The sequence below is a fragment of the Psychromonas algicola genome, from assembly GCF_004378355.1.
In the GTDB taxonomy this organism is placed as follows: Bacteria; Pseudomonadota; Gammaproteobacteria; order Enterobacterales; family Psychromonadaceae; genus Psychromonas.
In genome coordinates this window covers 89,022-110,959 of record NZ_SNUB01000002.1, presented here as the reverse complement: position 1 = coordinate 110,959, position 21,938 = coordinate 89,022, and the positions used below count along the sequence as shown (strand labels likewise).

17 protein-coding genes are annotated in these 21,938 nt (G+C 37.7%); 6 read left to right on the top strand and 11 right to left on the bottom strand.

The window, feature by feature from the left end; translation table 11 throughout:
* Nucleotides 1-95: 95 nt before the first annotated feature.
* Nucleotides 96-2,852, top strand: coding sequence for a penicillin-binding protein 1A (locus E2R67_RS01490; RefSeq protein ID WP_134289156.1), 2,757 nt, complete (start codon nucleotides 96-98; stop codon nucleotides 2,850-2,852).
* Here E2R67_RS01490 and yrfG read toward each other — a convergent pair.
* Nucleotides 2,849-3,514 carry a GMP/IMP nucleotidase gene (gene yrfG / locus E2R67_RS01485; RefSeq protein ID WP_134289155.1) on the bottom strand — a complete coding sequence of 222 codons (666 nt, stop codon included), beginning with the start codon at nucleotides 3,512-3,514 and terminating at the stop codon, nucleotides 2,849-2,851. The two genes, E2R67_RS01490 and yrfG, sit on opposite strands and share 4 nt — an antisense overlap.
* Before the next feature lie 457 nt (nucleotides 3,515-3,971).
* Here yrfG and nudE point away from each other — a divergent pair, with 457 nt between their 5' ends.
* The gene (nudE, locus tag E2R67_RS01480; RefSeq protein ID WP_134289154.1) at nucleotides 3,972-4,523 is read left to right on the top strand and encodes an ADP compounds hydrolase NudE; all 552 of its coding nucleotides are present in this window, start codon (nucleotides 3,972-3,974) and stop codon (nucleotides 4,521-4,523) included.
* Between the two features lie 55 nt (nucleotides 4,524-4,578).
* Here nudE and sthA read toward each other — a convergent pair whose 3' ends face one another.
* Nucleotides 4,579-6,009 carry a Si-specific NAD(P)(+) transhydrogenase gene (gene sthA / locus E2R67_RS01475; protein ID WP_134289152.1) on the bottom strand — a complete coding sequence of 477 codons (1,431 nt, stop codon included), beginning with the start codon at nucleotides 6,007-6,009 and terminating at the stop codon, nucleotides 4,579-4,581.
* 217 nt (nucleotides 6,010-6,226) lie between these two features.
* Here sthA and E2R67_RS01470 point away from each other — a divergent pair, with 217 nt between their 5' ends.
* From E2R67_RS01470 to E2R67_RS01460, 3 genes are read left to right on the top strand one after another with little or no spacing between them, the layout of a single operon-like run.
* Nucleotides 6,227-6,595 carry a YijD family membrane protein gene (locus tag E2R67_RS01470; protein ID WP_134289151.1) on the top strand — a complete coding sequence of 123 codons (369 nt, stop codon included), beginning with the start codon at nucleotides 6,227-6,229 and terminating at the stop codon, nucleotides 6,593-6,595.
* Nucleotides 6,596-6,617: 22 nt separating this feature from the next.
* Nucleotides 6,618-7,076 carry a methylglyoxal synthase gene (locus tag E2R67_RS01465; RefSeq protein ID WP_134289149.1) on the top strand — a complete coding sequence of 153 codons (459 nt, stop codon included), beginning with the start codon at nucleotides 6,618-6,620 and terminating at the stop codon, nucleotides 7,074-7,076.
* 24 nt (nucleotides 7,077-7,100) lie between these two features.
* Entirely contained in the window at nucleotides 7,101-8,201 is a 1,101-nt protein-coding gene (locus tag E2R67_RS01460; RefSeq protein ID WP_134289148.1) for a YcbX family protein, read from the top strand.
* Nucleotides 8,202-8,256: 55 nt separating this feature from the next.
* Here the strand turns inward: E2R67_RS01460 and miaE are convergent, their stop codons facing one another.
* The 4 genes from miaE to metA form a co-directional block, all read right to left on the bottom strand.
* The gene (gene miaE / locus E2R67_RS01455) at nucleotides 8,257-9,015 is read right to left on the bottom strand and encodes a tRNA isopentenyl-2-thiomethyl-A-37 hydroxylase MiaE (protein ID WP_134289146.1); all 759 of its coding nucleotides are present in this window, start codon (nucleotides 9,013-9,015) and stop codon (nucleotides 8,257-8,259) included.
* Complete coding sequence (locus tag E2R67_RS01450; protein ID WP_134289144.1) at nucleotides 9,016-12,258, bottom strand: DEAD/DEAH box helicase; 3,243 nt, start codon at nucleotides 12,256-12,258, stop codon at nucleotides 9,016-9,018.
* A gap of 213 nt (nucleotides 12,259-12,471) precedes the next feature.
* Nucleotides 12,472-16,155 carry a methionine synthase gene (metH, locus tag E2R67_RS01445; protein ID WP_134289143.1) on the bottom strand — a complete coding sequence of 1,228 codons (3,684 nt, stop codon included), beginning with the start codon at nucleotides 16,153-16,155 and terminating at the stop codon, nucleotides 12,472-12,474.
* A 196-nt stretch (nucleotides 16,156-16,351) separates the two neighbouring features.
* Entirely contained in the window at nucleotides 16,352-17,269 is a 918-nt protein-coding gene (metA, locus tag E2R67_RS01440) for a homoserine O-acetyltransferase MetA (protein WP_134289142.1), read from the bottom strand.
* Nucleotides 17,270-17,430: 161 nt separating this feature from the next.
* Between metA and E2R67_RS01435 the strand changes: the two genes are divergently transcribed.
* Complete coding sequence (locus E2R67_RS01435; RefSeq protein ID WP_134289140.1) at nucleotides 17,431-17,919, top strand: GNAT family N-acetyltransferase; 489 nt, start codon at nucleotides 17,431-17,433, stop codon at nucleotides 17,917-17,919.
* 72 nt (nucleotides 17,920-17,991) lie between these two features.
* Here the strand turns inward: E2R67_RS01435 and E2R67_RS01430 are convergent, their stop codons facing one another.
* From E2R67_RS01430 to gspL, 5 genes are all read right to left on the bottom strand, one after another.
* Entirely contained in the window at nucleotides 17,992-18,624 is a 633-nt protein-coding gene (locus E2R67_RS01430) for an SCO family protein (RefSeq protein ID WP_134289138.1), read from the bottom strand.
* A gap of 110 nt (nucleotides 18,625-18,734) precedes the next feature.
* On the bottom strand, nucleotides 18,735-19,361 hold the full coding sequence (gene lexA, locus E2R67_RS01425; RefSeq protein WP_134289137.1) for a transcriptional repressor LexA: 627 nt from the start codon (nucleotides 19,359-19,361) through the stop codon (nucleotides 18,735-18,737).
* A gap of 122 nt (nucleotides 19,362-19,483) precedes the next feature.
* Nucleotides 19,484-20,239, bottom strand: a complete 756-nt coding sequence (locus E2R67_RS01420) for a type II secretion system protein N (RefSeq protein ID WP_134289136.1) — start codon at nucleotides 20,237-20,239, stop codon at nucleotides 19,484-19,486.
* Nucleotides 20,240-20,257: 18 nt separating this feature from the next.
* Entirely contained in the window at nucleotides 20,258-20,740 is a 483-nt protein-coding gene (locus E2R67_RS01415; protein ID WP_166739292.1) for a type II secretion system protein M, read from the bottom strand.
* Nucleotides 20,740-21,936 carry a type II secretion system protein GspL gene (gene gspL / locus E2R67_RS01410; RefSeq protein WP_134289134.1) on the bottom strand — a complete coding sequence of 399 codons (1,197 nt, stop codon included), beginning with the start codon at nucleotides 21,934-21,936 and terminating at the stop codon, nucleotides 20,740-20,742. Before gspL ends, E2R67_RS01415 begins: the two co-directional genes overlap by 1 nt.
* Nucleotides 21,937-21,938 lie beyond the last annotated feature (2 nt).

Genomic DNA, 21,938 nt, shown 5'->3' with positions numbered 1-21,938 from the left:
GTTGGCTCTTCCGCTCATTATTTAACCCTATATACTAGCTTTTTTGAAATAAGAATAAGTGACACGGTCACAACATTGATTGGAATTATTCAAACATGATGAAATGGATCAAACGATTTTTTTTACTAATGATTTTATTAGGCGTGATGGGTGTCGCAAGTGTAGCTGCTGTATTTTTCTACCTACAAGCTGACCTACCAGACGTCACTAGTATTAAAAAAATCCCTTTACAAGTACCAATGAAAGTCTTTAGCCGAGATGGCGAATTGATCTCTCAATTTGGTGAAAAAAGACGTATTCCATTAGTAAGAGAACAAATACCAGATCAACTTGCCAATGCATTTATCGCAACGGAAGATAGCCGTTTTTATCAACACTTTGGTATTGATCCAATTGGTATTGCTCGTGCAGCAAGCGTTTGGATCTCAAGTGGTAGTGCAAGACAAGGCGCAAGTACCATTACTCAGCAGGTTGCAAGAAACTTCTTTTTAACTAATGAACGTACCATCATTCGTAAAGTTCGTGAAATTTTCCTAGCTGTTCAAATTGAACGAATCCTAACAAAAGATGAAATTTTAATGCTTTATCTGAATAAAATTTCATTAGGTCATCGTTCTTACGGTGTTGGTGCAGCCGCACAAGTTTATTTCGGTAAAACAGTGAGTGAACTGACATTATCCGAAATGGCAGTGTTAGGAGGCCTTCCAAAAGCACCTTCTCGGTTAAACCCTATCTACTCAGTAGAAAGAGCCACTGAACGTCGCAACATAGTATTAATGCGTATGTTAAGCGAAGAATATATTACCCAAGAAGAATATGATGAAGCACGAGCTGAAGAAGTAAAAAGTCGTTATCACGGGGCGGAAATAACCCTTTCTGCGCACTATATTGCGGAAATTGCTCGTAATAAGCTCATTGAGTTATACGGCGAAGAGAGAAGTTATAACGAAGGTTTTAATGTTTATACAACCGTAACTAAAAAAGCGCAAGAAGCGGCAAATCAAGCGGTGATTAAGAACTTACATAACTATGATAAGCGACACGGTTTTCGCGGTGCAGTAAGGTCGCTATGGACTGAAGATGAAGCACCATGGGAACCCGCTCAAATAATAGAAAGATTATCTGAAGAAGCTTATTTTGCAGATCTATCTCCGGCTGTTGTGGTCGCAGTGAATGAACAAAGTATTGATGTGATTGCAAAAGGTCATCAAGGACAAGTTTCAACGATTGATTGGGATGGCCTAAAATGGGCGCGTCCATTTAAAACTGAATCAATACAAGGCGAAGCACCAACGACTGCAGCTGAAATTGTTAAAGTTGGACAACAAATATGGACAACTGAAAAAGAAGTTGAAATAGAAGTTGAGGTGCCTGTTGTTACTGAAACCGAAGCTGGTGTAGATATCGATGAGCTAACTGACACCGATTTAATCGCTTCGGACTTAGAAGCTAGTGATCCGTTAAATACTGAAGTTGACCCTTTACTTGAAGTTGCAACGGAAACAAAAATTATCAAAGTAAAAAAACTTGAGCTTTCACAATACCCACTTGCGACTTCAGCATTTGTTTCATTGGACTCTCAAGATGGTGCAATCACTTCTTTAGTCGGTGGTTTTAGCTTTGTACAAAGTAAGTTTAACCGTGCAACACAAGCTAAACGTCAAGTAGGTTCAAATATTAAACCCTTTATCTACTCTGCGGCGCTTGATAATGGCTATACACTGTCTACTTTAGTAAACGATACACCAATCAATCAATGGACAGGTAGTGCAGCATGGCGTCCTAAAAACTCACCAGAAATCTATGAAGGTCCAATCCGTTTGCGTCGTGCTTTGGGGCAATCTAAAAATGTAGTTTCAGTGCGTTTAGTACAAGACTTAGGATTAAATAAAGTCATCAAACAACTCACTAAATTTGGTTTTGCAAAAGAAGATATGCCAAGAAACTATTCGATTGCGTTAGGTTCAGCCTCTATCACTCCAGTTGAATTAGCAACAGGCTACGCGATTATCGCTAATGGTGGTTACAAAGTAGAGCCTTACGTTATTGAACGTATTGAAGACGCTTACGGCACAGTATTATATCAAGCACAGCCAATGACAGTTTGCCCTGAATGTACGGAAATGTACGAAGCAAGAAAAGGCAATACTGATGTCATGGCTTACACGACCATTATAGATGGCGGTAGTGAAGTTTGTGCGATTGCCCCGATTAGTGAAATTCAAGTTGCTGAATCCGCGATCTCTACAGAAACAGCCTTTTTAACGCGAGAATTATTACGTACCGCAGTATGGGGCGGTGGTAGCTGGAAACATCAAACAGGATGGAACGGTACAGGTTGGAGAGCAGCAAGAGCGATAAAACGTCAAGATATGGGTGGAAAAACAGGTACCACCAATGACTCTAGAGATGCTTGGTTCTCTGGTTTTGTTGGGCGAACTGTTGCAACATCTTGGGTAGGTTTTGATGATTTTGAACGTAAATTGGGCCGAGTGAGTAGCAATGCAAACTTAGATAAAAATCAAGTAACAGGTGGTGAATTTGGTGCTCGTACAGCACTGCCTGCTTGGAATGATTTTATGCTAAGAACAACCATTGATGAGCCGCCCTTTACACCACAGCGCCCAATTACTATTTCCACGGCACGTATTGACCGTGCGACGGGGTTATTATCTTCGTCAACGGACCATACCACTCTATTTGAGTTCTTTAAGGTAGGCACAACACCGACAGAATATGTTTCTCAAAATAGATATGTCGCTCCTAAAGCGAATGATTCAACGGCGACTGATGGTAGTACCGAAGATGGCGATCAAACTGCACCCGTTACTTATGATGCAGAGTTATTCTAAGCTTTAAAGTCCGATTCGAAAAACTCTTCAAATCGACAAATAGTTGAAAAGCTCTGCATTGATTGTGCAGGCTTTTCACTATCAGGCTTATTAATACCAACCACATAATCAACCCCAGCAGACTTCGCTGAATGCAATATTCTTTCACTATCATCAATAAAAATAGCGCGAGATAAATCACTATTCAGCGTTTTTTTCACTGCATTCCAAAAGTATTCACTTTCTTTCGCTTGTCCAATATCATGACTCGATATAATAAGGTCCACATAGGACAATAATTCAGTTTGCTTATCTTTTAAGGCAATTCCACTTGGGTGCGCATTGGTTAAAATAACAATTTTCTTGTTCATCTTTTTTAATTGCTTTAAAAACCATAGACTATCTTCACGCCATTGTATTTTATGTTTATGTTGATGCTGCAATTGGTGGATATCTAGCTCCAATGTGGTACTCCAATGGTCATAACAATAAAATGGTAAAGTCCCATAGACCTTTTCATATTGGGCATAAACATGATCTTTAGCTTGTTCCATCTCTTGCCCATGAACAACTGCATATTGCTTTGGAATAAACTCTAACCAGAAATGAGAATCATAATGTAGATCTAATAGCGTGCCATCCATATCCAATAAAACAAGGTCGACTTCTTTTTCTAAAAACATAACATTCCTTATACCAATCCGCATAAATATCTGATCTATTTTGTTGGTTAAAATAATAGATAACCTCAGTTCTGGATAATGGAATCGTAAATTCTTTTAATATCAAAACGTTAAAAACTTATACAATACAGTGCTGTTAGTTTTGTGTAGTTCAAGGCAAATTATCGAAGCAATAGCTGGCTATTGGGAGATGATTTAACGCTGAAATACGTGAAAATAACGGTGCTGTATCGATTTGCTTATCCAGAATTGAGGTTAGATAGCTACGTTGCATTCAATCGCAATAGCAACTCAATCAGGCGACTTGCTCTTTATCATTTTCCTTCAACAAGCCCTAAGCATAATGTTATGCGGAATGGTATTAATATTGTTTATCGCTGAGGGTTAACATTGCCGTAGATAAAAGGAGCATTGTAAGATAACATTTCTATTCACCAATAATAGTAACGAGGCACCTATGAGCAATTCTTCACTTACCTTACCAGAGATCTTACAAAAAAGTGTCGTCGCTTGTAGCCGATTTTTTAAAATAGAATCATTACAACTTAAATTCAGTAATGGTGAAGAACGCGAATTTGAACGCATGCAAGGAGGCAACCCAGCTGTATTAGTGGTGCCCTTTTATGATGCTGATACTTTATTATTGATCCGTGAATATGCTGCTGGCACACACACTTATGAACTTGGTTTTCCTAAAGGCTTAGTTGACCCAGGCGAAACCGCTATAGAAGCCGCTAATCGTGAATTAAAAGAAGAAGTTGGTTTTGGTGCAAAACAGTTTACAGAATTAAAAAAAGTAGTGATGGCGCCTTCTTACTTTAGTAGCGAAATGACCTTGTTTATGGCAAAAGATTTATATCCGGAAAGCTTATTAGGCGATGAGCCAGAGCCACTTGAAGTCATTAAGTGGCCATTAGCTAAAGCCGATGAATTATTAGCCCGCGATGACTTTCAAGAAGCAAGAAGCATTAGTGCGTTATTATGGGTATTAAAGAATTATAATAAGTAAACTGGAAACAGTGATAACCCACCAGCTGGGTTATCACCTTGCTTAAGCTAAGCGCTTAAAATAAACGATTAAGTCCGTTCAACGCAGCTACACGATAAGCTTCTGCCATAGTAGGGTAATTAAAGGTAGTATGTGCGAAGTACTCAATCGTATTGCCATCACCTTCCTGTTCCAGGATCGCCTGCCCAATATGAATAATCTCAGCAGCTCGCTCTCCAAAACAATGAATACCTAATATTTCTTTAGTTTCACGATGAAACAATATTTTTAAACTCCCCACATCAGAGCCAAGAATTTGTGAACGTGCTAAATCTTTAAATTGTGCGCGGCCGACTTCGTAAGGCACTTTTTGTTGTGTCAGCATTTGCTCTGTTTTACCGACAGAACTAATTTCCGGAATAGTGTAGATACCTGTCGGAATGTCTTTGATTAAATGTCTTTTACCTTCACCGGTAATAATCAAATTCGCTGCAATTCGCCCCTGATCGTAAGCGGCACTCGCTAAGCTAGGATAACCAATCACATCACCCACAGCATAAATATTCTCAACCGCTGTTTGATAGTGTTCATTAATCGCTATCTGACCACGACTGTCGGGTTTTAAACCAACAGACTGTAAATTAAGTAAGTCAGTATTACCTGTTCGTCCATTTGCGTATAACAGGCAATCTGCTTTCATTTTTTTACCTGATTTAAAATGGATAACAACACCATCTTTTGATGATTCTACTTTTTGATATTCTTCATCATGGCGCAAAATCATGCCTGAGTTTCTAAAATGGTAAGAAAGCGCATCTGACATTTCAGCATCTAAAAATGAAAGCAATCTATCACGCGTATTCACTAAATCAGTTTTAACGCCTAAACCTCTAAAAATAGAAGCATATTCACAGCCAATAACACCCGCTCCATAAATCACAATATGTTGTGGCTGGTAATCTAAAGAAAGGATAGTGTCACTGTCATAAACATTAGGAGAATTGAAATCAATATCTTCAGGATGATAAGGACGAGAACCTGTGGCAATAATAATATCTTGTGCGGTGATGGTTTCAATTGAACCATCTGCACTTTTAACTTTGATAGAATGATTATCGACAAATGAAGCTTCACCAAAATGTAACGTACAATTGTTACGATTATAAAAACTACTACGCATTTTTACTTGTTTACCAATCACTTGCTCAGTATGTCGAAGTACGTCAGCAAAGGTAAATGATTCATGTTGAGGGTAATGCTTAGTGAATAAGGAATTGTTCTTAAGCTCAATAAGCTGAGTAACACTGTGTCGAAGCGCTTTTGATGGAATCGTTCCCCAGTGGGTACAACCTCCGCCAATATCTCGATATTTTTCAATCACAGCAACTCGTTTACCTGCTTTAGCAAGCTTCATGGCAGAACCTTCGCCTCCAGGCCCTGTGCCAATAACAATTGCGTCATAGTCATATTTCTTCGCGGCAGTTTTTTTAGTTTTTGGTGCAGACATTGGATTGACCTTAAATTCACAAGTTTAATTTATTTTAACAATCTATTAGCATTTGTCACACATTCTAGTAATAAAGCGTGCGCTAGATGATATTAACCACAAATTGTTCATTTTTAGGCGCTTTAAATCGCGTCATAAAAGATAAAAAGAAGAAATAGAAAACAGTTCATGGTATTTTTAGATTTTACACACCGCATAATGGTAGGAGCAAAAAGCAATGCATGACAGTAATGTATCTGTAAAGTGGTTGGTTTATACTTTTTTAATAGGCTTATCCGCTAACGCGTGTTTTTCAATATTGACGATTTCTTTAGTCACCTTTTCACCGTTTCCATTCTTCACCTTATTCTTTGCGGTTAACCATTTTTATCGTTTATACATACACGAAGCAAACAACGAAAGCAGCATCAGACCCGCTTGGGCAACCTTTTTTATAGGCATATTTTCTTATTCTGCTTTTATCGGTGCACAACACCCAGAACTAGGTTCAAACTTTTTATCAGTTACCATCACACTTATTTTATTAATTTGGCTAACCTACAAACTCATGTTTGGCAATACAACGAAAGAAACTGAAACTAAATAATTATCATTAGGAAGAGATAAAAATGGAATATATTACACGTGAAATACCTGTATCAAAGCAAATCGCTTTGGTTGCACATGATCATATGAAATCTCAGTTAATTCAATGGGTTGAAAAACGTAAAGACCAACTAGCAAAGCACAACCTATTTGCAACAGGCACTACAGGCTCTTTATTAACAAAAAAAACAGGCTTACCAATTGAATGCCTTATGTCTGGCCCAATGGGTGGCGACCAACAAATGGGCGCTAAAATCGCAGAAGGCAAAATAGATGTACTTATCTTCTTTTGGGATCCACTTAATGCGGTTCCGCATGATCCTGATGTAAAAGCGTTATTACGTCTTGCGGCGGTTTGGAATATTCCTATGGCAACCAATATTTCAACGGCAGATTTTATTATGGATTCTGTACATCTAGATCAAAATTATGCGACACGTATTCCTGATTATCACGGATATTTAGCAGAACGCACAGATTAATCTCCATAAGGTTTACTATCGACTATGCAAAGTGTCACTGATATTTATATTTACCCAATCAAATCCACCAAAGGTATTCCCTTGCGCCAAGCCTTAGTTGAAGAAAAAGGCTTGAAGGATGATCGACGCTATATGCTGGTTGATCCAGAAGGTAAATTTATAACTGGTCGTACTCACCCACAACTTACCCAAGTTAACATTGAGTTTTCCAAAAAAGGCTTGTATCTGAGTGCGCCTAAACAGCCAAGCTTTTATATTCAACCCGAACAATTCTCGCAGCAGCAACTTGATGTAGAGATTTGGGATGACACTTTGCAAGCGCAACATTGTAATAAAGACTGTGATCAATGGTTTACTGATTTTTTAGGAGAGCCTTGCAAGCTTGTTTATTTTTCTGAAAACACCTCTCGTTGCGTTAAGAATAAACAAACTCAAGTCAGTTTTGCTGATGGTTACCCATTACTACTGATTAACCAATCTTCAGTTGATCATCTTAATACCTTATTAGAAACACCAGTCACGGCCCTCAACTTTAGGCCTAATATTTTGATCAAAGGGGATTTACCTTTTATTGAAGATAACTGGGCGCGTATTAAAATTGGTGAAGTAGAATTTGAAGTGAGTAAACCCTGCTCACGTTGTAATTTTACTAATGTTGACCCTAAAACTGGTGTAGCAGATATTGAGCAACCTCTTAAAACCTTAGCTCAGTTTAGATTCTATGAGGGTGATATCGATTTTGGACAGAATTTAATTCCTTTAAATGAAGGAATGATACGCAGTGGAGACCAAGTTCAAGTATTACAATCACATCAACCTCGCGTCTATCAATCCATGTTAGCAATCGAAGAAGATGATAAAAAAGCAGTGCAGCTCCATTTTGCGAATTCAAATATTGAAGCCACTGGCGACAATCAATCAACATTGTTAGATCAAGCTGAGCAAGCTGGCGTTAATATTCCTTACTCTTGCCGTGGAGGGAAATGTGGTCGTTGTAAAACTAAATTATTATCAGGTGAAGTAAAGGTATTGAATAACCAAGGTTTATTTGAAAATGAAATCGCCGAAGGTTATATATTAGCTTGCAGTGCAATCCCTGAAACAGATATTAGCATCGAGCATTAACCCTAGCTAACAGGCTTATATAACAAACCTCTTTCAGTGTTTGTTATATAACAGCCTACTGACTTGGACAACCGCTGTGAAATTTAAAGTCGTGGTCAGGACTAGTAATCAAATCCCCTTCAACCTGACCAAAATAAACAATACGTTCACTAATATCCTTGCCTGCTATTTGTTCCGCGAGTGCTAGATAATCTTGATAATGACGCGCTTCTGAACGTAATAAAGACAGATAAAATTTATTTAACACAGGGTCAAGATGCGGTGCTATTTTTGCAAAGCGCTCACAGGATCGAGCTTCAATATAAGCACTGCATATAAGTTTATCAATTAAGGTTTCTGGCTCATGCGTGGTGACATGATTGAGTAATTCTTTTGCATAACGACTTGAGCCAACAAAATGAAAAGTAATATCGCGAGCTTGCATGATTTCTACTACTTGATAAAAATGATGTAACTCTTCTTTGATCAATAAAATCATTTTATCAATCAGATCTTGGCCATAGGGAGTATTCGCTTTAGCGACTATTTTTTTGGATAAATTATTGTTGGCTAATGCCTTCCAGTCACCTTGTTTACGATAAACATAATCGTTATAAGGCGTTAACCAAGCCATTAGCGCATCACCACTCTCTTTATCAACGGCATAACGGCGAATTAATAACATGGCAGTTTGCGCCGCTTTTAATTCACAAATCATATGGTCAATTAATAAAGCAGGTTGATGCTCCACAAGCTTGGCTTTTTCAACCCAAGCTTGTGGTGTTTCCGAATGTAGAAATGCTTTGATCGGCGCTAATAATTGTTCCGTAGACACTTAGTAACGCTCGAATAATTTCAATAATGCATCGCTGTTATCTGGTGCAAAATCTTCTTCTTGCTCTTTACCATACACGCTATCCGCTAATTTTTGTTTGCGTGCCTGTAATGCTAAAACACGTTCTTCTACGGTTTCTTCACAAATCAGTTTATAAACAAAAACAGGCTTATCTTGGCCGATTCGATATGCTCGGTCAGTGGCTTGATTTTCTACCGCAGGATTCCACCAAGGATCGTAATGGATAACTGTATCAGCAGCAGTTAAGTTAAGACCAACGCCACCCGCTTTCAGTGAAATTAAGAAGACAGGCACATCACCGGCTTGGAATTTTTCAATCACATCACCTCGGTTACGCGTTTGCCCTGTTAATTTAACAAAACCTATTCCCGTTTCTTCTAATGCTTCTTCAATCAAACCTAACATTTGTGCAAATTGTGAGAAGATCAGAATACGTCTGCCCTCTTCAACCATTTCAGGCACGATATCCATTAAGAAGTCTAATTTAGCCGAACTTTTAATAATTTGTGCGTGCTCAAGCTTCACTAAGCGTGGATCACAACACGCTTGACGTAACTTAAGCAATGCATCTAAAAATTCAATACGGCTTCGTGCCATGCCTTTTTCGCGCAATAAATCACGCACTTTTGCTTCCATGGTAATGCGGATGCTTTCGTACAAGGTACGTTGATCATTTTGTAACGCGATAGTATGAATAATTTCAGTTTTAGCCGGTAACTCTTTCGCCACATCGTCTTTAGTACGACGTAGTAAGAATGGTTTTGTTTTCTGAATTAACCACTGTTGAATTTGTTGGTTACCTTCGCCTTCAATACCTTTACGATAAACACGATTAAAGGTGCTGTAAGAACCTAAGAATCCAGGCATTAAGAAGTCGAATAAAGACCAAAGCTCTCCAAGATGATTTTCCATCGGAGTACCAGTCAAACATAAGCGCTGTTTTGCATCCATTAACTTAATGCTTTTAGTCATTTTAGCTAATGGATTTTTTATGGTTTGCGCTTCATCTAAAATCAAATCAGAGAAAGAAAGCTCGGTAAATTCTTTAAAATCGCGCGCAATCAAAGGATAAGTTGTGATCACTAAGTCATAGTTATTAATATCTTTAAAATATTGATGGCGATTAACACCGTGCAGCACTAACACTTTTAAATCAGGGGTAAATTTAACCGCTTCGTTTAACCAGTTGCTTACCAATGAAGTCGGACAAATCACCATTGATGGCAGTGTTAATAAACCCAATTCTTTTTTGTAAGCAAGATACGCTAATGTTTGAACCGTTTTACCCAAACCCATATCATCGGCTAACACGCCAGAGAAACCATATTCATTTAAGAACATTAACCAATTCAAGCCATCTTTTTGATAATCACGTAAATCGGCAGATAGTTTTTCCGGCGATGGAACTTCTTGGATACCGCTAAAGTTAACTAATTTTTTTGCTAACGCTTGTACATGTTCACCGCCAACCCAGCGATTAATATCAGGTAGTTGTGCTAATAAAGCGGCTTGATTTTGTGGTAAGTTAATTTTATTTTCATTCACTTCACCTAATTCTTGTAAAATCGAAAGGATAGGCTGAATGGATTCTCGCTTAACGCGTAATGGACGCCCATTACCTTGCGCTAATAAAATATCGTAGCTATTTTGTTGCCAATCTTCATTGCTGCGTAACCATTCTAATAATAAAGGCAATAATTCGATACGGTTGCCTTCTACTTCAATGGAAACCCCTAAATCAAACCAATTGCCTTTTTCATCAACATCTATATCGATGCTATCAACATTCTGACTTTGTAAGGCTAAGTCTTTTGCGATATCAAATTTCCAACCTAAGACTTCTAAACGAGCTTTATGCGCGGTTAACAGTGACAACCATTGAAACTCTTGAGAGCCACCTAACTCTGGCGGCAGGATACCTTGTAGATCTTTGTTTAATTTGTATTTTGGGTCATACATGTAAACATCTAGCAAACAAAGCTCATTAAACTCATTAACTGCGGCTAGCTCAGCTTCTATTTCACGCGATAAACTAACAATCTGCCCTTTATGCATATATTGATTACGATTTTGATCTTCCAATATGCTTGGCGTTAGTAGTAAATCACCATATTTAAAATATAAGCGCCCTAAAAATAAATCCTGCGATTTAATTTTTTGTACGTCTAGTTTAAAAATAACCTGTAATTTCTCGTCAATATGCTGAATATCATAGTGCTCAGGATTAGGTAATACATCCTGTGAAAACCCTAAAGAAACTTCTTGAGTGAAGTGTGCACATTGCTCATCACCTAATGGTGGTGTTTGTAATAAAGACAATAACCAATCACGATTAAAGTTGGTCTCGATTTCACCAAATTGGTGTCTATCTAAATCATAAAAATACGGAGTGGGAGTTGGAATTAGCAGCCAGTTCTCACATTCTTGTAAATTAACATTTAACTGTTTTAAGTTATCTTCCGTTGCATCCCATTCAAGTTTAATAGGACGAGGCTGTGAAAGCGTAATTTTTTGATCTAGCTGCTCCCAAAAACAACGTCCCGTATGTAATATTTTTTGCAGCGCTAATAAATCTAACTCACTTTTAATATAAGTTTTACCAAGTTTAGGTGCGCGTCCTTCTTTTGTAAGTAATAAACGTAGGATTTCAACATCTACGTCTTCTACCCATTTAAAGCTTTCCATCCAGCTTTCGTTATCAGCCACTGAAACTAAATCTTTTTCACTGAACACGTAAGCATTTTCACTCTTTAAAAAACGCACTGAACCATATTCAACTTTAATGTAACGATGTTCGTGATTGAGTACTTTTCTATCGAAAGAAAAACGGAAGAAGCCTTGATAAGCAGACGCTTTAACTTTGTCAGCATGACCCACTTTACCGTTGAGCATTTCAAACCAAGTTTGGTAACTATTTTCGATATTATAATTTGGAGTATCAGCTTGGTAAGCAAGTAATAAAGCAACAGCGTGTTTACAATTCCAACCAACAGGACAAGAGCAAGTGCTCTGAATAATATAGCCGCCTTTGTTAGATGTTTTTATTGACGCTTTAGTATTATAGGGCGTGTCATTAGAGCCTTTGACTAATCCAACAAGCATTTTGCTTTCTTCGTCATAATCGCACGCTAATACACGGCTTTCTTTGAAATAGAGGGTGCCTCGGTCAATAATGTTACGACCAAAACTTGTTGAAATATCTTGCTGAGTCACTTTAGGCATTGGAAAAACCATCTAAAAAACGGATCGTTAATGATAGAGACATAGTCCTCATAAATAAAGAACTAATCATCAAATTACAAAAATCCTACCTAAACGATGTCTTTTTTTACTAATTCGTATCGTTTTATAAGGTAATCAATTAGCTGCATTGATTTTCTCAAAAAAAAGCCGCTTTATGCAAGTCAGCAAAAAGCGGCAGAATATATAGCTTGATTAGCTTATGTTTGGCCCTAACCAACGTTCAGCCGTTAACATATCCCAGCCTTTACGTTTGGCATAATCTTCAACTTGATCCTGTTGGATCTGCGCTATCGCAAAATAACGACTTTCGGGGTGAGAGAAAATCCAACCTGAAACCGCTGCCCCCGGATACATTGCATAGCTCGATGTAAGTTCCATACCAATTTCTTGTTGTACGTTCATCAAGTCCCAAATAATGACTTTTTCAGTATGCTCAGGACAAGCAGGGTAACCCGGCGCTGGACGAATACCTTGGTATTTTTCACGAATTAAGTCATCGCTACCCAAGGTTTCATCGGCAGCAAATCCCCAATAATCTTTACGCGTTTGTTGATGTAAATATTCTGCAAAGGCTTCGGCTAAACGGTCACAAACAGCTTGCACTAAAATCGCGTTATAATCATCGTTATTGGCCTTATAACGGTCTGCCACTTCACGCTCACCAATACCACCAGTGACCGCAAAGGCACCAATATAGTCAGCCACACCTGAAGATTTAGGGGCGATATAATCCGCTAAACAATGATTTACAAATGGCGCTTTTTTCTCTGTTTGCTGGCGTAATTGGTTGCTCACTTGCAATATTTCAGTGCGCGTTTCATCGGTATAGATTTCTATATCATCACCAACGCTGTTTGCAGGGAATAAACCAACAATACCTGCTGCGCTAATTTCACCTTCTGCTTCCACTGTATCTAACATAGCCAATGCATCGGCGAATAAGCGCGTCGCCTCTTCACCCACAACTTCATCTTGAAGGATACGTGGATATTTACCCGCGAGTCCCCATGTCATAAAGAAAGGCGTCCAATCGATATATTCGCGTAATACGCTGATCGGCATAGTTTTAAAGACTTGTACGCCTAATTTATTAGGGACTTTGGGTTGGTAATTAGTCCAATCCAATTTAGCCGCATTAGCACGCGCTTGAGGCAAACCAATTGGAGCACTACGAGGACGTTTATTGGCATGTTGCTCACGCACACGCTCGTAATCTAAATTTAATTTTTCAATAAATTCAGGCTTATGCGCTGGCGTTAATAGTTTCTGACAAACACCTACAGCACGTGAGGCGTTAGAAACATAAACAACAGGTTGATCGTAATTCTGTTCAATTTTAACAGCGGTATGCGCTTTAGAGGTGGTCGCCCCACCAATCAATAATGGAATAGTTAACCCTTGGCGTTGCATTTCTTTTGCTACGTAAACCATTTCATCTAGTGATGGCGTAATCAAACCAGATAAGCCAATTAAATCTGCATTATGTTCAAGGGCAGTTTTAATAATTTTGTCAGTGGGTACCATCACCCCAAGATCGATAATTTCATAGTTATTACATTGTAAAATAACGCCTACAATATTTTTGCCTATATCGTGCACATCACCTTTAACCGTTGCCATCACCACTTTACCGTTGGTTGCACCAACGGCTTTAGTCGCTTCAATGAAAGGATTTAAATATGCCACGGCTTGCTTCATTACACGCGCAGATTTAACCACTTGCGGTAAGAACATCTTACCTTCACCAAATAAATCCCCCACTATGTTCATGCCATCCATTAATGGACCTTCAATAACTTCAATGGGCATATTCACAGCTTGACGGGCAAGCTCAGTGTCTTCTTCAATAAACTCAGTGATCCCTTTCACTAAAGCATGAGCAATACGTTCGTTCACTGGCAATGCACGCCATTCAAGCGCTTTACTATCGTCAGCTTTGACGGCGCCATCACCGCGATATTTTTCGGCTAGATCAAGTAATGCATCAGTGGCTTCTGGGTTTTTATTTAAAACAACATCTTCAACCGCATCTTTTAATTCTTTAGGAATATCATCATAAATTGCTAATTGCGCAGCATTCACAATCCCCATATCCATACCGTTTTTAATACAGTAATAGAGGAATACAGCATGAATCGCTTCACGAACGGGGTTATTACCACGGAATGAGAAAGAAACGTTAGACACACCACCAGAAATCATCGCATGTGGTAGGTTATCTTTAATGTCTTTAACAGCTTCAATAAAATCAACTGCATAGTTGTTATGCTCTTCAATCCCAGTTGCGACAGCAAAAATATTTGGGTCAAAAATAATATCTTCAGGTGGAAAACCAACTTGATTAACAAGGATGTCGTAAGAACGCTGACAAATTTCAAATTTACGTTCACGCGTATCTGCTTGCCCCTCTTCATCAAAGGCCATCACAATCACAGCAAAGCCGTAACGACGAATTAATTTAGCTTGGTGGATAAAGTTATCAACACCTTCTTTCATACTGATTGAGTTAACAATCCCTTTACCCTGCACACACTTCAAGCCTTCTTCTAAAATTTCCCATTTAGAAGAATCGACCATGATTGGAACACGTGAAATATCAGGTTCAGAAGCACATAAGTTTAAGAATTTTTTCATCGCATATAATGAATCAAGCATCGCTTCATCCATATTGATATCGATAATATCTGCACCGGCTTCTACTTGGTGTAACGCAACTTCAAGGGCTTCATCGTATAACTCATCTTTAATCAAACGCTTGAATCGTGCCGAGCCCGTTACATTAGTTCGCTCACCGACATTTTGAAATAAAGAATCATGACGAATAGTTAAAGCTTCAAGGCCACTTAAACGACAGGCAATTTCAATTTCTGGGAGTTGACGAGGTTTGATATCTGCAACTGCATCTGCCATTGCTTTGATATGCGCAGGTGTTGTTCCACAGCAACCGCCCACTAAATTTAAAAATCCGCTTTCAGCCCACTCTTTAATATGAACTGTCATTTCATCTGCTTCTAAATCATATTCACCAAAGGCATTCGGTAAACCAGCGTTTGGATGCGCAGAAACATAAGTTTCTGAAATACGAGACATCTCTTGGACGTATTGACGTAATTCATCAGGACCTAATGCACAGTTCAAACCAAAAGTAAGTGGTTCAGCATGGCGTAATGAATTATAAAAAGCTTCGGTTGTTTGACCTGATAAGGTGCGTCCAGAAGCATCTGTGATGGTACCTGAAATCATCAGTGGTAATTTATAACCTTGCTCTTCAAAAACAGTTTCAACCGCAAAAACAGCTGCTTTAGCATTTAAGGTATCAAAAATTGTTTCAATCAGAATTAAATCACAACCACCTTTAATCAAGGCTTTGGTTGATTCAATATAAGCAACCACTAATTCATCAAAGGTAACGTTACGATAAGCAGGATCATTAACATCAGGTGAAATAGAACAAGTACGGTTTGTTGGGCCTAATACACCAGCAACAAAACGAGGACGATCAGGGGTTTCATCTGTTTTTTCATCTGCAACGCGTCTTGCAATACGCGCAGCTTGTAAGTTAATTTCAGCGGAAATAGATTCCATCTGATAATCAGCCATAGCGATCGTGGTTGCATTAAAGGTATTAGTTTCAAGGATATCTGCACCAGCATCTAAATATTCGCGATGGATATTAGCAATGATTTCAGGTTGAGTTAGCACTAATAAATCATTATTACCTTTTACATCACAACTCCAATCTTTAAAGCGTTCTCCACGAAAATCCGCTTCTTCAAATTTATGATCTTGGATCATGGTACCCATACCACCATCGATAAGAAGAATGTGTTTTTCTAGCTGCGCTTTAATCAACGCACTGCGATCACTTACTGACATAGAGTTCCCTGCTACTTTATTCTTAGATAAAAAATCAGCGCTCATAATAGCATAAAACAGAGCTACCATAGGTTTCAAAGCCGATTTCAACTTGAAATATTTTGTTATAAATAATGAATTTTTTGATAGTTAACATTTTTAACGATGAAAAATACAAAAGCGAACCAGATAGTTCGCTTTAATAAATTCATTTAGCCTAAGTAAGCTCAGTTAAGTCGTATGGTGTTACCTGATAAACACAATAGTTTAACCAGTTGCTATACAACAGATTACCGTGGCTACGCCAAATTGCGCGTGGAGCTTCCTTCTCATCATTATTAGGATAATAATTAACTGGCTGAATTGGCTTTAAACCTTCTTCAATATCTCTTAAATATTCGTTTTTAAGCGTACTTGCATCGTATTCAGGATGCCCCGTAATAAATACTTGTCTACAATCAGGACTTGCAGCTAAATACATTCCTGCATCCGGTGCATCCGCAAACACGGTTAAGTCTGTTTTGTCTTTAATTTCTTGACTATTAAATTCGGCATAACGAGATAAAGGCGCCCAAAATTCATCATCAAACCCCCTCACTAAAGGATGATGATGGTGATGCGTTTGATGTGCGTAAATGCCTGAGAGCTTATCGTCTCGCGTCACTTTATCTAGATCATAAAGTACTTTTAAGGCCGCTTGAGCAGCCCAACATAAGAATAAAGTTGACGTCACATTGTGGCGAGACCAATTTACAATCTCAGTAAATTTTTCCCAGTAATAGACATTTTCAAAAGGAATTGTGCCTAATGGTGCACCAGTAACAATAAAGCCATCCCACTTTTGATCTTTAACACGTTCAAAGTCACCATAGAAATTATCTAAATGCTTCTGTGGAGTGTTCTTAGTTGCACGAGCATCTACGCGCAATAATTCAATATCAACTTGTAAAGGCGTGTTAGATAATAAACGCATTAGCTGTGTTTCAGTTTCGATTTTTTTAGGCATTAAATTTAAAATCAAAACACGTAGTGGACGAATATTCTGATGGCTTGCACGTGACTCCGACATCGTAAAAATATTTTCAGATTTTAAAATGCTCGATGCGGGTAAATCATCAGGGATACGAATTGGCATAATTACTTCCTTTACTAAAAACCATCTAGACATCTAGAAGTCTAACACTTAAAAATATAAATTTCTATTTATCTTGCTTATATTAAGCCTAGAGTGGTATCTATTCAGCCCATTAGTTAAACTCTTCTGATAGTTATTTTTAAAAATTTCAAGGAATTGCAATGAAAGATGTACAAACCGTTATCGCGGATTTAAATAATGAGCAACATGCTACTGCTTATTTAAAACTAATGTCTCATTATGCTTGCGATCCAATGGGAGGAGGTGAAGACCTTAGCCCTTATGCAAAACAGAACCTCGTTAAAACGCTATTAACACGTAGCGATGTCTTTATTGTGCTTGTTTTTATTGAAAATAAGCCTGCCGCTTTACTAACTGCTATTGAAGGTTTTTCTACTTTTGCTTGTAAACCTTTATTGAATATCCATGATGTTGTAGTGCATTCAGATTTTAGAGGGCAAAAATTAACAAAAGTATTATTTGAAAAAATTGAGGAAGTCGCGAAACAAAGAGATTGTTGCAAAATAACGCTGGAAGTATTGAGTGGAAATAAAATTGCTTGTGAGGCTTATGCTAAACTTGGGTTTTCTGACTATCAATTAGATCCAGCATTCGGTAGCGCTTTATTTTGGACTAAAAAACTACAATAAATAAAAAATAACGCTCTAACAAATAGAGAGGCTTTTAGTCTCTCTATTTCATTTTTCTAGCTAAAAATAGCCTTAAAGATACTCACTTTGAATACGCTTAATATCTTCGACCATTAATTCCATATCGACATGATTAATACCCTGTTCATTGACAACTGATTTAAAGGTCGCATGAAATTGACCTTCTGGATTAATCAAAACAATTGATGCGCTATGATCAATTAAATAATATTCGTTGGTTTCGCCTTCTTCCACCACGCTATAAATTAAACCTAGCTCAGTCACAAAAGGCCAAAGCTGTTCATGAGTACTTGTAACACCGATAAAATTTTCATTAAAGTAATTCACGTAGTCAGCAAGCTGTTCTGCTTTATCTCGATTTGGATCAACTGAAATAAATACAACTTGAGTCGTTGTGTCTTGATCATTCGTTAAGCTTGGATAAACATAATTCAAATCAGCAAGTGTTGTCGGACAGACATCAGGGCAATAAGTGTACCCAATAAACAAAAGTGACCATTTACCCTTTAATGATTCGTTACTAAAAGCAACTTTACCTGCTTTATGAAAAGAAAATTCAGGTAATGGCGTAGGCGGCTCAGTCAGCACTAAAGCATCATTTTTTGACTGTGAAAACTGTGAAACTCCTAATCCAACAACGGCAATCATCACAACAGCACTAATTAATATTATCCAACGCTTCATTACACGACTCTCTATTCAAGATTTAAGTAATACCAATCACGATAATTAACTAATCTATTTTACTTGTTAAAATAACTTATTTAACGTAATTGGTATAACAATCTGTTTGTTTACATCCAATCTGCAGTACGAATAACGCCGACAGCAATGCCTTCAATATCGAACGATTGAAACTCTAAGTCAACTTTAATTGGGTCAAAAAGTGTATTTTCTGCTTTTAGAGTGACCTCTTTACCATCACGATAAAAACGTTTTACAGTGACGCTTTCTTCAACTCGCGCCACAACAACTTGCCCATTATTAATATTTTGGGTTTTATGTACAGCCAATAAATCGCCATCCATAATACCGATGTCCTTCATACTTTCACCTTCAACACGCAACAAGAAATCTGCAGCGGGATGAAATAAACTAGGATCGACATCGTAATGTGCTTCAATATTTTCTGTCGCTAAAATAGGCTCACCTGCAGCAACTTTTCCAATCAGTGGTAAACCTTCTTCTTCAATTTCATTATCTTTATGTTCACCAACCACACGGATACCACGTGATGTACCCGATAAGATCTCAATCGCGCCTTTTCTAGCTAATGCCTTTAAATGCTCTTCTGCCGCATTAGCGCTCTTAAAACCTAATATTTTTGCTAATTCAACACGTGTCGGCGGCATACCTGTCTGTGCAATCTGCTCTTTAATAACGTCTAATACTTCGCCTTGACGTTTGGTCAACTCTTTCATAGGGAACTCCACGTGAATTTAAACTGTAAACAAACACAGTGTATATTCATACATGAGTAAATACCAGTTAAGAGTCTTTTTTATTTAATGCTTCCTAGCAAAATATAATTTAACCGATGCTTTTAGAGCTTACCTTTGAAGTTAATTTCAGTCGCGCCTGAATCATTAACAGGGCCAACCCAAGCTAAAGATTGTGCAATTGAAGGTGCTAATTGACTTGTCCCCTTTACTTCACCAGTCAGCAGGTACCTTTCTCCAGCAGTCAATGTAACATCTAAATTTGTAGATAAATGTTCTGACTGTTGCGTAACTAATGCTGAAATATTGCCATCACGACAAGATAGCTCGACAACAGGAGAAGCTAAATCAATATCTCCAAATGAACTGGAAACATAAGCTTCATTCCAAGTGACTTTTCCGACAAGCGTTTCACAATATGGTATTCCTTGCTTAGCTTCATTGATTACAACAGAAAAATCTCCGGTAATTTTCGCTGGTAACGGCATAGGCAATAACGGCACTAGCTCTTCAGAAGTAATATCAAGAAGTACATTAGAAACACTGGCACCTTCTAGTCCATACTTAAGCACACCTTCACCTGACATTGCTTTAGCACCATTATAAAAAGAGACATCTGTCTCTAAAGTTAAGTTAAATAAACTATTTAATAATGCGATATCCCATTTTACATTCTTAAGTGTTAAATTTGGGTTTTTAATCACCACCTTCTTTGCTTCGCCCTTCCATAAAGTACCAGTGACGTTATTCACTTTAATTGTATTTCCAGGAATAAAACTGACTACAACTGCAGCAGGCAAATTAACCAGCAGTGTTATGCAATACACAAAGAAAAAAAGTATCGCTATTTTAACTTTCATAGAAGGCCTTTTACTTAATTAATAACTGAGTGATAGGCGATTAATTTTCACCATACCTTCAACTTGATTTTGACTAATATCTACATTGATAACATTGACTTGTGTGTCGTTCTTTAATGCAGTTACCCACTTTAAAAAAGCTGTAAATTCAACATCATTTATCCATACATCCACTTGCTCATTTTGATTCTGTATACGAGAAATATTAATATTATTGCGTTTAGCGGTACTACTAATTAAGCGGGATAAATTCTGCTTTCTCCCAAGTGTTTGCTCTTGAATTAATCCTTCCTCAAGTAGCTTTTCAATATTAGTTTCAACCCAGTACAGTGTTTGTTCTGTACTTGTTAATTTCTGTTGGCTCGCGGCTAAATTAGAAGCCACAGGCGACCATATTAAATAATAAATAACAACAAGAAGGGCTACCCCTCCACCTACAGAAACTAGTTTTTGTTCTCGTGTGGAGATCCCTTCCCACCATTCTTTTAGTTGTTCAAACACTATTTCACCTTCACTGTTAATAGGCCACTAACACGATTTTTATTATTACTTAAAACGCCTTGCTCAAGTTGATACTGGCCCGGTACTTGTTTTGCTAATTGTTCAAACGCTTGGAAACTATCGGTACTTACAGATAAGCTAATTTCTTTCTTTTTGCTGTTAAATTTAAGCGATGATATTTGCAGGCTAGGTACTGCTTTAAACACAGGAAGTAAATCATTAAGGATAATTAAAAACTCAGCTTCGGGAACCGCTGAGGCTTGATTAAGTAAGCCTTTTATCTTTTTCTTTATTCTACTGTATTGCAATGCTCTTTGAGTAGGAAAGGCTTTTTTGTAAACTGTTTCAACTTGTTTTTTGACCTGTAATGTTTGTTGTTCCACCCTGCTGTTTTGAACAAACAAATTAATAAAAGCGATAATAAATAATATTGAAGCTGCTATCAGAGGCAATTTCCATTTAGCAATTTGTAAGTTACTTTCTTTTTTAACTTTAAACTCACCGTCTAAAATATTTAAGTGACTACTTGCACAACCTCGAGCCAATAAGTGTAGAGGAGAAGCAGAATCGACTATACGCCACTCTGCAAGATCGCTATTCGCATTTCCGCTATAGCTATTAATGATTTGATCTGCATTATCCATTAAGCGCAATTGTAAAATACTCTCTAGCATTTCACTTTCACAGCCCCAGCCATAATGTAAACTTTCACGAATAATCCATTGCTTACCAACTCGCAATGCTTGCCATTGCTGGTCAACGGGCACAGGTAAAGCAAGCATTTCAGGTATGAATTTTAAAGGTACAATATCAGCATCATTCAACCAATCTAACCAGATTTGCATTTGATTTTTTGCACAAATAGCAACTTGGATTAAATCAGTTTCTTTAGCAAAAACAGAAAAATGTAATTGCTCCACATCACAAGCCAAATCATCCTCTAGCATATAAGGCAATGCTTGCTGTATTTGTCGAGTAAATGCCCCCTTTATTTCCACAGATGTTAGTGTGATATCGACGCTAGGTAATAAACAGGTAACCTTACGAGTTAACGCTTTATCGCTTAATTGACTTAAATTTCCAGCATTATCTAGTTCACCAGACTCTATAATTTCTTTTTCACTATCAGACCAAATCAACCAATAAATGGTTTGATGCGACTCACTTGATAAGCGAATAATTAATTGTTCACTCACTA